The following is a 12,923-nucleotide window of genomic DNA, read 5'->3' as shown; positions in this document are numbered from 1 at the left end:
AGCTCAATCAAAATACACGCCGAAATAAAAAGGAGCTGGATTTACAGTGTAAAATCAGCTCCTAATAATTTCATTTACAGTGTAAATTTCCCTTTAGTGTTTACAGTGTAAATCGTTCCAAATGTGTCTTACTTCGTCCCTTAACTGCTGCTCAACTTGCCTTCTTCCAGGTAAACCAAATTGCTGAGCACATTCAGTCCAACTACGGTTAAGAAAAAGCTTACTGATCATCAAGTCGGAAGCGGAGTTCAAACCTAAGTTAAGTAACCACTGCTGAAGCCAAGCAGACACGGACTCATAACTGTTACCACCATCAGCATAGCATTCAATTAGTAATAACTTAGCGGGATGAAGTGGACTCATTCCCAAAGGTTGCGGTAATAGAGCTCGAAAAATAGAGGCTTCTAATTTTGGATAGACGTCAGCCACATTGTTAGACAACATTTCTTCAAATAGCGCCTGAGATTCATCGACCCAAGCCGTCTGTTGGGAATCACAAGGTTTGACCATCAAGACTGAATAACAACCGCTAGCAGCATCGCGCATTGACCCTAAACGAATTGCACGGAAGTTCGATTGTAGCCAGAAATGGACCAACTCTTCCGTCGCACCGAAACTCGTGGATAAGTAAGCAATGTGTTTAGCCGCCATTTGATCAAGTTGCTGCAGCATTTTTTGACCGATGCCTCTTCCTTGCAATTCCGGATGAACAGCAATTCTCATGACTCGCAGCGTCGATAGATTCGCGACATTCGGAAATCCTAGGTGGTTTGCAATCGTAACTGGGGCTAAGTGTCCTTTAGGACGACGCTTACCAAGCTGAATTTCTTCAACCAATTCAGCGTCAAGCCCACCCTCTTCGACCGCTAATATTACCCCCACAACCGCATTATCTTGCTTAGCAAAATAGAGCTGACTGTTGTCGTCTTGCAAAAGGTGAATCAAATCATTCGGCGAGGTCTGATAATGAGCATTCACCAAAAGAGCGAAGCACTCACGCAGCAAACTAGGCTGCGATATCAAATTTTTCTTATCGGCTTTAGAAAGGGAAATTGAGTCGACCTGTTTAAGTTGATGGTGCGTTAACTCCGCATCCAACAAAAACGCGTCATAGAGCCATGATTCAAGCGCATCATTCATGCTCCAGCGGATGGGCTGTGTCATGTGCCATGTTTTCATTCCCGAACGCTGTTTCTGAAGCCAATCAACAAATTTAATCGTAAAGCCCCGGCCACAACCTTCATAACCGTGAATAGTCGTAGAAAAAACGAGTCGATGATAATGTTCGGTAATGCTTTTGAGCATAGGAACTGGAGTTGCAGCCGCTTCATCGACAAGTAACAAATCACATTCAGGTCGACTCAATAATAGTTCATCTGGAGCAATAAATTGAATGGCTCCCTGCCCTGATTCTAATCTGTCCTTCTTAATACGCTGTGCGCTAGGGAGTAAACGTAAAGCATGTTGGTAAACAGGCTCAACGGCTTTTATAGATGGTGCCGTAATTAAGATTCTAAGCGGCTTCTGCTGTAATAAGTTCGCACACGCAATTCCGAGGGCACTTGTTTTTCCACGTCCACGATCAGCGGTCAAAATTAATGGTCGCTTTCGATGTCCTGTCACCACCTTTTCAATTAGAGAAATGGCATGTTCTTGTTCCGTGTAGTGGCTTTCTTTTTCTGCTTGCTTGATGTCTGGAGCCGTTGGCAATGGTTTGTCTTGCTCAATAACAACGAGCTTCTCCCATTGTTTGTGCATCCATTGCTGAGCAAAATTCGCATTTTGTCGCAGCTCAGTAATGACAATAAGAAAACCGCCGCCAACCAATGAGCCAAGCGCGGCGGTAAAACTATTGGCGTCAAAGCCATTTCGAGCATCAAACAATAGAACGTCACACTCTCTGCCTAGCAACATGTGCCCTTGTTTAGACGAAACACTGGATACGTTTTTCAAACCAAAATAACCAACAGAAAACCAACGTTGATGGCGCTGCGTTTTATGGAACTCTGACATCAACGCATTTTGCCAAGAAGCCTCCCCTTGAATGACAACACCAATCCTTTGGAAAGATTGGTGAGCTTGATGTTGAAGTGATGAAAGGAAATCAGATTGTGTCTGCATTTTGTCTATCCAACGTTGAACTGACGCAATGGTATCACATCTTTAATTTGACGCTTCTCAGATATAAAAAAACCGCCCGGAGGCGGTTGATTCAATCATCATTTGTTATTGCAGTTTGGTTTGTACAAACGCAAGAATCTCTTCCATTAAGCTGTCGTCAACTTTCTTCAAGTTCAACGCCAGGCTGCTACCTTTTCGGCTATAGCTTGCTCGACCTTTAACTAAGTCGACTTTTTCCGTCTTCTTACCAGGTTTTGCTGGTGCAAGTTCAGTAATCCAATTTTCGATGCTTTCCGTGACTTCTTTTGTCAGACGAGCAACGCCTTGAGCAGTGCTTCGCTGCCATAAAAACCCTTCGCTAGAGCGACATTTATCTAACAGCTCTTGCTGCTGCTCTGGCGTTAGCGTTGAAAACTGTTTGTGCAGTTTCACGATTGTTGGGCGACCGAGATCGCCAACATTCGGATACGCTTGAAGCAGTTCTAACGGTAATGCTGCGGCTTTTAAAGCGCCACTTACCAACGCTTCACTGCACTGGAACATTTTTGCCAATGCTTTCTGATCCTCAGCTTCACCACTATCAAGCTTAGCCTGCATCTCTTTCCCTTTTTCATATAAAGAGAGCGGCTTGTGAGCATTTGCCACATCAGACAAAAACTTAGCATGGTCAGTATTAATGTTGTCAGCAACATAAACCAAAAAGTCTTGTTCAGCGAGGATACAAGACATGCGACGACGGCTACCATCTAAAACTTCAATCTTGCCATCTTCAGTTCTACGACCCACTGCTGGATATTGTTGGCCACGCTCTTTGAGTGTGACTAAAACATCAGATAAAGCATGTTCGTTTAAGAACGATTGCTCACGAGCGTTATCAACAAATACTGTTGTTTCTGTCGCAACTTTATTTGCAGGAATACGCACAAGTTCAAACTGAACAATATTTTCACCTGCAACTGCTAGTTCAATCGTTTGAGCTTTCTCTTTTGCCGCAGTTTGCGCCTCTTGCGGAGTCACAACACGACGCTTATTCGTTTTGCCAAATAATTTCGCGTTTAATTCAGACGTTTTCAAAGCCATTTACTTATTACCCCTGATTCAATGACGGCCAATTAGAGTGCAGCACACGCTCTAATTCCAGTGCGCTTTTATGAACAGCGTCTTGCGCGGTGGCTAGTGTCTTCTTACCGCCTTCAAAATCGCTTACTGTCAGATCAAATACTGTGCTGTAGGTATCGGCACAGGTTTCAAACGCACGGCTACGAGGAATAGTAGCCATCATAACTTGGTCACCTAGAAGATAGTTCATTTCAGTTAAAACAGAAACTTGCTTCTTATTGTCGTCCTCAAACATGGTTGGCATCAAGCGAACAAACTCAAGACCATTCCAGTCCTCCGGGAACATTTCATATACCGTAGGCAAATGCTGGAAGAAGTTTACTGTTGAAGCCCAGTCCAGACGCTTAGCCGCACAAGGAATTAGCAAGGCATTTGATGCATACATTGCATTCCATACTAATGGGTCAACGTGTGGACCGGTATCAATCATAATGATATCGAAGTCATCAGCAATTTTATCAATCAGTTGCTCTTTCAGCAGACGGACGATATCGAGTGATGGGTCTTCAGATAGCGTTTGCCATGCTTCCGCATTAAACATCGCGTCTTCTGGAAACGCTGAAATCGACTTTAAGTTCGGATATTGCGTTGGCAGCAATACGTTTTTACGTAAAAATTCACTGTCAATTTCCACACCATCAGGCACGTTACCCAACATAATGTCTACCGCAGAATAGATATTATCATGCTCTGCCATGCTGATTTGCGGGTTGAGGAATAAACGTAGCGAGCCTTGTGGGTCTAAGTCGATTAAACAAATACGGTATCGTTTATCCAAATTTAGCGCTAAACATGCCGCTAAATGAACCGCGGTCATTGATTTACCTGTACCGCCCTTTTGGTTCTGCACATTAATAATCCAAGGTTTGTTACCTGAATTCTTTTTACGCTCATGAAATTTAGGCACTTCAGCCGCATCCATGAGCATGTGTGCTTCTTCTAACGTAATTGAATAATGATTCGCGTTGTTTTTGGTAAATTGATGCCCAGCGGCTTCCATTTTACCAATCGCGTCGTCGAGCTTACGGCGAGTTAGACCAGAACGGGTTTCCATCATCGCTTTCGACATTGGTGGGAAGTAGTTATCGCTTCGCTCTTCTAAAACAATTTCAATACGGTCAGCTTGAACCTGCTGAGTCAGCTCCGCTAACTCAAGAAGGTTTTCAATCGTTTTTTCTCTTTTCATGCCAAATTCCGTTGGAAGGATTTATAATTGCAATTGTACAGCAGTAAAGACCAAAAACAACAAAAAGGTGCACGAACATTTTGAATTACCATCACATAAAAAAACACCCAAATCGACGCTTTTATGATTTATGGTCAAAAAGATAACTATTTTTAATCAAATAATCTTCTCATAAGTGGACACCTAAACTTAAAAATAAAAATTGTTACAGCGTCACTCATTTACAATGTAAATCAATTTTCTACCGGAACGATTATAATCTTAAGCTAAATTACGGGTTATGTTAGACCAACCTAATTTAAACGATAAATAGTAAGTAATATCGGAACAATAAAGACCTGAACACCTTGATCATGTCTCCGAGCAAAATAGGGCAGTTCCAGCGAAACATCTATGGAAGTATGATCAAGGTATGCTTATGATCATGCTTCCGTGTTAATAAGCAAATCCGAAAGCATGATCATGGAAAAATAGAGCAGAGTACGGTGTAAACACGCAAATAAAATAAGATCCATTAATCGGAAATATGATCAAGCCTTAGAATCTCTCGGAAGCATGAGTTTTCTTCTCTGATTTACGGTTGAGTGCAGACAGAATGGGGGATTGAGCAGAAATTGACGTTATAGAAGCCGGAACAATGAAATTGCTCAAGTTGCTATGATAAATCACGCTCTCATGATCATGCTTCCTGTAAATAAGCAGAGACTAGGATTTACTTCTAAATATGAGCGACTTGAATGTATTTTAATCAGATGAGTGATATCTCATCAATATGGGCGCCAGAACGATAGATATATTGGCTCTTGATCATCGATCCGAGTATAAATAACATCACCAATGCACAATATAATCATCGTGAAGATCATTATTAAATACTGCATCTGTGGATAACCTGTAAAAACATCATGATCATCGTTTCAAGACTCTTTTGATCATCTTTTCATAACCTTAATGATCATGCTTACGAATAAATATGATCATGCTTTCAGGTTATTGTTGATCATACTTTCAGACTTCTTATGATCATAGTTCCGAAACACATGAAAATAATAGTCTTATAGAACAAAAGCTTAGCGAGAGATTTCAAGCCAGATCATTAGATCATATAATCAATTAAGATCAGATTAATCAAAAAGATCAGTTATTTAAAAAACAATCTTTTTTCTTTATTTATGATCTGTTTTTCTTTATTCTTCGGAACCATAGCACAACTACGGCTAGTGTGATCTGGATCTAAAATGACGGCTGATGAAAAAATTCTGATTAAAGCACCGAGAAGCCACAAAGATGGCCATCTTTTTGAGGTACATGAATCCTCTGCGGATTGGGTAGAGCAGTACCAACATTTCAAAGGGGTGACCAAAAGCATCTTAGAGTTGCTTAATCTAATCTCATTACGAGGCTTCAGCAGCAAGGATGGTTTGGTTTCAACCACAGAGATTGTGGAAGCAACAGATGGGCAACTCACACGTGCAGCTCTGCAACAACGTTTGCGCGCGGCAGTAAATATTGGTTTATTTACTCAAACTCCAGTGCGTTTTGAAGAGGGACTTGCTGGTAAAACGATGCTACATAAATTTGTGAATCCCAATCAGCTTATATCTGTGTTGGGAGCAACAAGTCTTGTTACCGACAAAGTTCGCCAGAACGAGAAACAAAAACGTTCGAAAGCATTGGCTCAGACTCAAGTAAACAAACGTTTGTTGAATGAGCACGGGTTAAACACACCTCCCACGATGAAAGATGAAGCCGATCAATTTGTTGTATCTCCAACAAATTGGGCTGGGATAATTGACCAAGCACTTGCGCCACCAAGAACTCGAAAAAGTTATCAGAAATCCATGGTGTCGATCTCTGGCACAAAAGCCGTTATTGAGACGCGATCATCCAAAAATATCATGACTGTGGATGATCTCATGACCCTGTTCGCTCTCTTCACGTTAACGGTTCAGTATCATGATCATCACAAAGATCAGTATCAGCTTGATGCGGCTCACGTACCAAACAAAACGCCGCTATACATCACTGATATTTTGTCGCTCAGAGGCAAAAAAGACAGTGGCCCAGCTCGTGATTCCATTCGCGATAGCATTGATCGCATTGAATTCACTGATTTTCAGCTCCATGAACTTACTGGACGTTGGCTAAGTGAAAACATGCCAGAGGGCTTCAAAAGTGATCGTTTTCGTTTTCTTGCACGAACCATCACAGCCTCTGAAGAGGCACCTGTGGAGGGAAGCGATGGTGAAATTCGTATCAAGCCAAACTTATATATTTTAGTTTGGGAACCTTCGTTTTATGAAGAGCTGTTAACACGCGATTATTTCTTCTTGTTTCCGCCAGAGATCTTGAAACAACATACGTTGGTGTTTCAACTGTACTCTTTCTTCCGTAGTCGCATGGTTCGTCGTCACACGGATTGCATGCTACTGAGTGAGTTAAATCAGAAGCTTGCACGTAACATTGAATGGCGTCGGTTCTCAATGGATCTGATCCGTGAGCTGAAACGCTTGTCAGACGGCAAAGGGACAGACGATCTTTTTGTGGTGAACTTATGGGGCTATCACTTAACGATCGAAACCATGATCGAGAATGATAAAGTGATGGATTACCAGATCGACATCAAATGTGACGTCGAAGAGGTGCTGCGTTACTCACGTGCTCGTACAACCAACGCAGGCAAGCGCAACATGGCGCCTACGCTGCCAAACCCGCTTCGTAATGAGATGGTAACCCGACAGCAGCTTGAGGAGCTCTCAGGCATCATAGACGGCGAATTTGAGCCCATTCAACGCAAAGCACCGTCTCCAAGAGGAAATTTAGGGCGACGCGTGAAGCAAAGAAAACATTTGGTAGAGATCAATGCTGATGAGATCACCATTACTCTATCTAAATATACCTCACCAGAGGCTCTAGAACGCAGTATAACGGCTTTGTCTGCGATGACAGGGCACTCGTATGCCTCAATCAAAGAAGAGTGCTCAGATTACATAGAGAAGCTCGATTGGCTAAGGGTAGGGGATGAGCCGATTCCTTATGAGACATTAAGTAAAACCGTCGAGCTGTTTAACACCCAGAACGATGTTAAGCATCTTACCATCGAGCGCTTGATTGCGGGGTTAGCGGTGCGTCGGAAAGTTTGTCGTCAAATCTTCGATGGTCACATGGATGAAATGGTATTTCGTGCCTTGGATGAAATGGCGATTTAAAAGTGTCGCTTGATGTGTATCAAGCTATAGGTGTGATGTATCGGTTTGAAATGTAACAATGTCTTTCGATGATAAAAAACAGACTTAACTCTTACAAACCACTGACATTAGAAGCCAAGCCTAATACTACTATTTATCCCGAATAGACAACCTTTTGTCCTTTCTGATGATTAATAGATTGGCTCATATTGTTACATTCATTCTGAATAGACTTCGCGAGTTTCTCCTCAGGAAACTCGCTTTTTTTTGCCTAAAATTCCGCTAATTAAGCCTTGATCATTTTTCCGGACTAATGAGGTAAACCTTGATCATGCTTCTTGGGTTCATTCCAATGTAATGAACGCATCAACGCAACATGTGATTCGATTAAGCTATGGGCTTGTTCCTGCCACTTGTTTTGATCACACTGCTGATTACAAAACTCTAACGCCACAACGGTGAGATGCTGAAGTCGTCTCAAACACCAATCTTTGATCAGAATATCAGTCGAGACTTGGCATGCTGCTTGTTCAAGCTTTGCACTCGTATAAAGCAAGGTTTGATATGCTTTCTGAGGGTCTTGGTAGCTTGCATGTTGAAACACGCGTAAACATCCATCCAACCAGCAAGCAATCGCTTTACTTTGAAGATCACTCAATTCGGGTCCAAACACGTCATCAGGCACCTGATATAAGATCGTTTCCAGTTTTTCTACTTGATCATGTTTCCGCTGTTCGTACCACATGGCGATTTGATCTTGCCAAGTACTCAAATCCATTACGCTGCCTCAGTCCATTGTTTTACATAGTGATTTGGCCCTATTTGATCAAATTCGTCGACAATTATGCTGCTACGTTGACGAATTTCATCGGCATCTATCGAATAGTTTGGCTCATTTTTCACTAAGTTACCAAAAGGTAAGTCAGGATCAGGAACGGCAGAAATCAACAGCTTAGTATAAGGATGCTGCGGATTCTTAAGTATTGAATGAGTGTCGCCCCATTCAACGATTTGCCCTTTGTACATTACTGCGGTTTCTTCCGCGATGTAGTGCGCAGTCGCCAGATCATGTGTGATGTATAAAAAACCAATTCCCAGTTCTTGCTTCATTCGTTGCATTAAATTCAACACTCCCAAGCGAATAGAAACATCCAGCATAGACGTAGGCTCATCCGCAAGAATGATTTGCGAACCTACCGCTAAAGCCCTTGCTATGTTTACTCGCTGACGTTGCCCACCACTGAGTTCGTGAGGGAACCTATTCAATGTCTCTTCAGGTAGTTCCACCAGCTTTAGAAGCTCTTCCAAGCGGGCTGGGATGTCGCGCTCGTTTTTGACTTGTTTATGAATTTTTAAAGGACGTGTTAGGTGATGGCGAATGGTATGAGTTGGATTGAGAGAGCCAAACGGATCTTGAAACACCATTTGTACTTTACTGCGATATTCTTGTAGAGCCGATCGTGACGTGATCTCATTTATGTCAGTGCCATTGAAAAGGATCTCGCCTTCCGTTGCAGGATAGACTTTGGTTATTAAACGAGCGCAAGTACTCTTACCGCAGCCTGACTCTCCAACCAAAGCCAAGGTTTTTCCTGCGTACAGATCAAAAGTCACTCCTTGAAGCGCACGAAAGGTTTCCTCTTTCGCTAAACCACCGCCCACTTTGAATTCTTTAAGCACATTTTTCATTTGGATGATAGGCTGGCTCATGGTTACGCTCCTTGTAACTCTGGTTGTTTGTGGACGTCATGGATGTTTGGGAAAGAAGCCCATAGCTTTTGCGTGTAGGGGTGTTGAGGATGATTGCGTATATCGTATGCTCGATTGACTTCGACGATTTCTCCGTGACGCATGATTGCAATTCGATCACATAGTTGGCTCATGAGTGCCAGGTCATGAGTGATAAAGAGGACTGAAAAACCGAACTCATCTCTAAGCTGATAAATTTGCTGTAAAATTTCTCTCTGTACCACTACATCTAATGCTGTTGTGGGTTCATCCATAATGATCAGTTTTGGATTTAGAGACAAAGCAATGGCTATCACCAAGCGCTGACGCATTCCTCCTGAAAATTGATGAGGATATTCTGCTAAGCGTTCTCGAGGAATATTGACCAAGTCCAACAACTTTTCTGCTCTATCTTTTGCTTGAGCGTTAGTGAGGCCTTGATGGTGTCGTAACACATCTGCAAATTGCTCTTGTATCGTTAAGACAGGGTTGAGTGAGTTCATCGCGCTCTGGAACACCATGGCGATTTCACTCCACCTTAGAGCGGTCAGTTCAGAGTCTGAGATACTAAGGATATCTTTGCCATCAAACCATATTTTACCGCCAGAAATGAACGCTGGCGGCTTATGAAGACGATTTATTGAGAATGCAATTGTGCTTTTACCACATCCAGATTCACCGGCAAGACCAAATACTTCGCCTTTGCCGATATCAAAGCTGACGGACTTTACCGCATTAAAATCACCATTATCAGTGATGTAATCGACGCACAAATCTCGGATCTGGATGACCGGGTCATTGTGGTATGCATGACTTAAGTTAATACCATCCATATAAACACCTTACCAATCTAAAAGATAATTATTATCATTATCAGGTGTGGCGGTTTTTAGAAAGTATCAAACTATGAATCAGTGAAGTGACTCGAAAGTTAGGTGAAACAGGAAGTGGTGTAATGCGTCGTTGATAAAACTAAAGAAGAGCAGAATTGAGAGCTAGATCAGCACACTTTTCGTAGGGGGAATTACTCAAATTTAATCGTAAATTTGTCCCTTGGCAAAACTTAAATGATGAATCTATTAAGGAGTTAACGAAAGGGCGGGAGGGGTCACATTTCCCTACAGTTTTTCTTACCACCTTGTTCCGGTTTTGCTATAGATTACGCATCGAAAACATGGTGTGTTCGGAGGAAATATGTCCATTAATTCTATCGACCATGACGAGATGACCAACATCGCTCACAAATGGGAATTACCTGATGAGGAAACCGTTGTGAAGCCAGAGAAAACAGTGAAATCAGCAGAAGCCAGAAGACGCATTGAAGCGTTACGTGAGATCCGTGAAAGTGGGTTGACCATTGAAGAAGCAAGGGAGCTTGGCTTGATACACTGATCGCCTCAGGTTGGTTTAGCAACCCATAGGGTAGTCGACGGACTGCCCTTTTTATTTTTTCACTCTATTACTCTCTTATTCAAAACCTCCATTTATCTGTCTTGCGCCTCAAAAGCACGAGTTTCACACTCACGTCCCGTCCCGAAGAAGTTTGACAATCTGACCTTGTGTTACTAGATATATCAGTAGCGATATGCTTTTTGTTGATTATCGCAACCACAAAGCAAGGAGCGCAAGTATGGTTGATCAAATCCTTTTTTATGAGCCCGATGAGCCCCACGGTTTTCTCTCAAATTTTTGCCATGCCCCAGTCAATATCTCCTCCCAAACTTGGCCCACCAGCGAACATTATTACCAAGCCCAAAAGTTTCTCGATGCTCAGTTGCAAAGTAAAATTCAGCACGCAAGCACCCCTGATGAAGCGTTTGCTTTAAGCCGTAAATACGAACACTTTGTCAGAAGCGATTGGGACGATATAAAGTTGGCTGTTATGGCTTTCATCGTTAGGGAAAAGTTTCTACAAAATCCACCATTAGCGCAGCAATTAATGAGAACGGGTAACGCTTGCCTAACAGAGCATTCTCATAAAGATGCCTTTTGGGGAGACGGGGGAGATGGTAAAGGAGAAAATCATCTAGGAGAGATTCTGATGAATGTTCGAGCAGAGCTGAGACATGTTGAGCCTTACAATCTCGTGAAGTTTATCGATAAAGCCAAATTGCCCACCCAGTGGGGCACATTTATGATGTACGGCTTTATTGAAGCCGCGACAAATAAAGAGCATCTTGCTCTGGTCTATGGTGAGCCAACAAAAAGTGCAGCTCCACTTATTCGGTTGCATTCGGAGTGTCTTACCGGAGATGCTCTATTTAGCACGCGTTGTGACTGTGGTTTTCAGCTTAATAGAGCGCTACAAAACATCGTCAAAGAGGGATGTGGCGTGCTGCTTTATTTACGTCAAGAAGGGCGTGGAATCGGCTTGATTAATAAAATTCGTGCCTATCACTTACAAGATGATGGCGCAGATACCGTGGAAGCAAATGAACGTTTAGGTTTTGCCGCTGATATGCGTGATTACGCGTTCTGTAAAGGAATGCTAGAGCATTTGGGGATTGACGCTGTGCGTCTAATGACGAATAACCCACGCAAGCTCGCCGCCTTAAAAGCGGTTGATATTAACGTCATTGAACGAGTGCCATTACAAGAAGGGAATAACCCAAGTAATCAACATTACCTGCAAACCAAGGCGAGTAAATTGGGGCACATGTTTGATCCTAAGTTTGTTAACCACACTAAGTAAGTGCTACAGATTTTGCAGAAACAAAAACGCCAACGTATCATCGTTGGCGTTTTTGTTAATGAGTTTATTCATTGATACTTTTGAATGATTTCATCAATTTCCCCTGAGGTTTTTAATTCAACGAGTCGTGTATTAATGTAATTTTGAGTTTCTGGTTGCATTTGAGGTGAAAAAGCCAGGTAGATTGAGTAGTCAGGAATAACCGAGCTGAAAGGCTGTATCTGAAAATTCTCTAACGGCAAATTGAGTCGCTTTAAGTTGTAAAGGACTCGGGATTCCATCTCGACAAAAGCTGTATCTCCAGGGGTTCGGCTTATCACTCGGTATGCGGCGTTGTAGTCTTTCACACGCATTTCATTGACACTGCCATTTTCAAAGAACGGTGTTAAATTTGGATAATCAAACCCCAGCAGTAATACAATAGAACGACCATGCATCGTATCCATATTTTTGAATTCTAAAGGCTTCTCGCTACTCGACACCAGTACATGTTTTACAGTGTAAATGGGCTCCTCAGATAAATTTTCCGATTGCACCTTGCCCCAGTTCGGGCTGCCATAAGTTAACCAGTTTGGCTCAGCGCCTTCTTCCAATATGGAAATCATACGTTTAAATGGATAAGTATGATAATTCACTTGGTAATCCGACTCCGCGAAGATAGCGCTGACGATATCGGTCACAATTCCGGAGTGCATTTGTCCCTGTTGTTCAATTTGAAATGGTCGAGCTTGTTCAGCAATAACGTAATAGTTCACTTGATTTGCGGTCACATGAGAACTTACAACAATTAAGCTAAAAGCCAATCTAAGTAGAAGTCTTTTCATCGTATCCTCGATTATTATTTGTGCGTAGCTATATTTAGAGTAGCGCAAGTTTATCGGAGCGGTTT

General features: G+C 42.4%; 10 protein-coding genes. 3 read left to right on the top strand and 7 right to left on the bottom strand.

What is annotated here, in order from left to right; genetic code table 11:
* Positions 1 to 93: 93 nt before the first annotated feature.
* The 3 genes from R7Q46_RS14905 to R7Q46_RS14895 all read right to left on the bottom strand — a co-directional run bounded on the left by R7Q46_RS14905 (position 94) and on the right by R7Q46_RS14895 (position 4,426).
* Positions 94 to 2,121 (bottom strand): tRNA(Met) cytidine acetyltransferase TmcA, encoded by a 2,028-nt coding sequence (locus R7Q46_RS14905; protein ID WP_213866648.1) that lies wholly within the window; start codon positions 2,119 to 2,121, stop codon positions 94 to 96.
* 105 nt (positions 2,122 to 2,226) lie between these two features.
* Complete coding sequence (locus R7Q46_RS14900) at positions 2,227 to 3,201, bottom strand: ParB/RepB/Spo0J family partition protein (protein WP_005374504.1); 975 nt, start codon at positions 3,199 to 3,201, stop codon at positions 2,227 to 2,229.
* 7 nt (positions 3,202 to 3,208) lie between these two features.
* Positions 3,209 to 4,426 carry an AAA family ATPase gene (locus R7Q46_RS14895; protein ID WP_005374503.1) on the bottom strand — a complete coding sequence of 406 codons (1,218 nt, stop codon included), beginning with the start codon at positions 4,424 to 4,426 and terminating at the stop codon, positions 3,209 to 3,211.
* Between the two features lie 1,238 nt (positions 4,427 to 5,664).
* Between R7Q46_RS14895 and R7Q46_RS14890 the strand changes: the two genes are divergently transcribed.
* A complete protein-coding gene (locus R7Q46_RS14890; RefSeq protein WP_005374502.1) occupies positions 5,665 to 7,635 on the top strand; it encodes a replication initiator protein RctB domain-containing protein in 1,971 nt (656 codons plus the stop codon).
* A 289-nt stretch (positions 7,636 to 7,924) separates the two neighbouring features.
* On the opposite strand, the gene R7Q46_RS14885 is transcribed toward R7Q46_RS14890, so the two are convergent.
* From R7Q46_RS14885 to R7Q46_RS14875, 3 genes are read right to left on the bottom strand one after another with little or no spacing between them, the layout of a single operon-like run.
* The gene (locus R7Q46_RS14885; protein ID WP_047102478.1) at positions 7,925 to 8,392 is read right to left on the bottom strand and encodes a hypothetical protein; all 468 of its coding nucleotides are present in this window, start codon (positions 8,390 to 8,392) and stop codon (positions 7,925 to 7,927) included.
* Positions 8,392 to 9,324: an ATP-binding cassette domain-containing protein gene (locus R7Q46_RS14880; RefSeq protein ID WP_318077575.1), complete on the bottom strand. Its 933-nt coding sequence runs from the start codon at positions 9,322 to 9,324 to the stop codon at positions 8,392 to 8,394. Before R7Q46_RS14880 ends, R7Q46_RS14885 begins: the two co-directional genes overlap by 1 nt.
* 2 nt (positions 9,325 to 9,326) lie before the next feature.
* Entirely contained in the window at positions 9,327 to 10,175 is an 849-nt protein-coding gene (locus R7Q46_RS14875; RefSeq protein ID WP_005374497.1) for an ABC transporter ATP-binding protein, read from the bottom strand.
* A gap of 361 nt (positions 10,176 to 10,536) precedes the next feature.
* Between R7Q46_RS14875 and R7Q46_RS14870 the strand changes: the two genes are divergently transcribed.
* A complete protein-coding gene (locus R7Q46_RS14870) occupies positions 10,537 to 10,734 on the top strand; it encodes a PA3496 family putative envelope integrity protein (protein WP_005374493.1) in 198 nt (65 codons plus the stop codon).
* A 238-nt stretch (positions 10,735 to 10,972) separates the two neighbouring features.
* Positions 10,973 to 12,034, top strand: a complete 1,062-nt coding sequence (gene ribA / locus R7Q46_RS14865) for a GTP cyclohydrolase II (protein WP_017635221.1) — start codon at positions 10,973 to 10,975, stop codon at positions 12,032 to 12,034.
* 68 nt (positions 12,035 to 12,102) lie between these two features.
* On the opposite strand, the gene R7Q46_RS14860 is transcribed toward ribA, so the two are convergent.
* Positions 12,103 to 12,858: a substrate-binding periplasmic protein gene (locus tag R7Q46_RS14860; protein ID WP_005383196.1), complete on the bottom strand. Its 756-nt coding sequence runs from the start codon at positions 12,856 to 12,858 to the stop codon at positions 12,103 to 12,105.
* Between the last annotated feature and the right edge of the window lie 65 nt (positions 12,859 to 12,923).

It is taken from the genome of Vibrio sp. 811 (assembly GCF_033339195.1).
This window is presented reverse-complemented; position numbering and strand designations above follow the sequence as displayed.